1 protein-coding gene and 1 pseudogene are annotated in these 1,023 nt (G+C 72.7%); both read right to left on the reverse strand.

The window, feature by feature from the left end:
- Nucleotides 1-417: pseudogene (locus VT52_RS37730) on the reverse strand (hypothetical protein); the annotation flags it as partial.
- Nucleotides 414-1,023: SigE family RNA polymerase sigma factor (locus VT52_RS35055; protein WP_338059217.1), on the reverse strand; the 610-nt coding region annotated here is incomplete at its 5' end. The gene VT52_RS35055 and the pseudogene VT52_RS37730, both read right to left, overlap by 4 nt.

Here is a 1,023-nt window from a genome sequence, read left to right on the forward strand (position 1 = left end):
GCACAGCAGTGACGTGCCGGGTGCGGGAGTCCGACCGGGGGAAGCGGGCGGGGTGTAGCCCTTGGGCAGGGTCCGGTGGAACTCCAGCGCCACCGACCAGCGCTTCCCGTCCGTCCGCCCTCCGCCCACCCGGACGCTGACCGTGCTGGGGGGCGGGGTGTACGAGGAACTCGCGGCGGGTGAGGGCCGGTGTGCGGGGGTGACGGCACCGGGCTGTGGCCTGAGGAACGCGACCGACAGGCCGATGCCGACGACGCAGGCGGCACTCGCCACGGCGGCCGCGGTACGGCGGCGTCTTTGGCGGGCGCGGGCGGTGGTCAGGATCCGGTCGACGGGTGCCTGTGACGAGGGGTACGCCTCGCGTGACCGGGCGAAGGCCGCCCGTGCCCACTCTTCTTGGCCGTGGTCTGGAGTCATCGTGCCTCTGCGGGGCGGCTGGCCGGGTAGGTGCGGGTGAGGGACGACCGGCTGCGCAGTTTGGCCAGGGCCCGGGACGCCTGGCTCTTCACCGTGCCGACCGAACATCCGAGGACGTCCGCCACTTCCTCGACGGACAGGTCCTCGCAATAACGCAGCACCACGACGGCCCGCTGCCGTTCGGGCAGGTCGGCGAGTTCGCGCGCCAGGGCGTCGTACACGTCCACGCCGCCGACACCGGCCCCGTCGTCGTGGACGGGGCCGGTGTCGGGCAGCGACGGGAGAAGGAGATGGGTGATCCTGCGACGGCGGTGCCGGCTGCGGTTGGTGTTGACCAGGGCGCGGCGCACGTAGTGTTCGGCGCGCTCCGGGTCCAGTCGCCGCCAGTGCGGGTAGACCTTCGCCAGCGTCGTCTGCACCAGGTCCTCCGCTTCGTGGAAGTCGCCGGTGAGCAGGTACGCGGTGTGGGTCAGGGCCCGCCAGCGGGTGGCGACGAACCGGGTGAACTCCGCCTCCGGTCCGCTGTCCGCGGCCTCGCGGTCACTTGGCTGCACTGCGGGAGGTGCCCGTCCTTCGTCCGGCTGGTCAGCGCCAGTTGGTGTCGTG

It is taken from the genome of Streptomyces malaysiense, from assembly GCF_000980885.2.
Taxonomy (GTDB): Bacteria; Actinomycetota; Actinomycetes; order Streptomycetales; family Streptomycetaceae; genus Streptomyces; species Streptomyces malaysiense.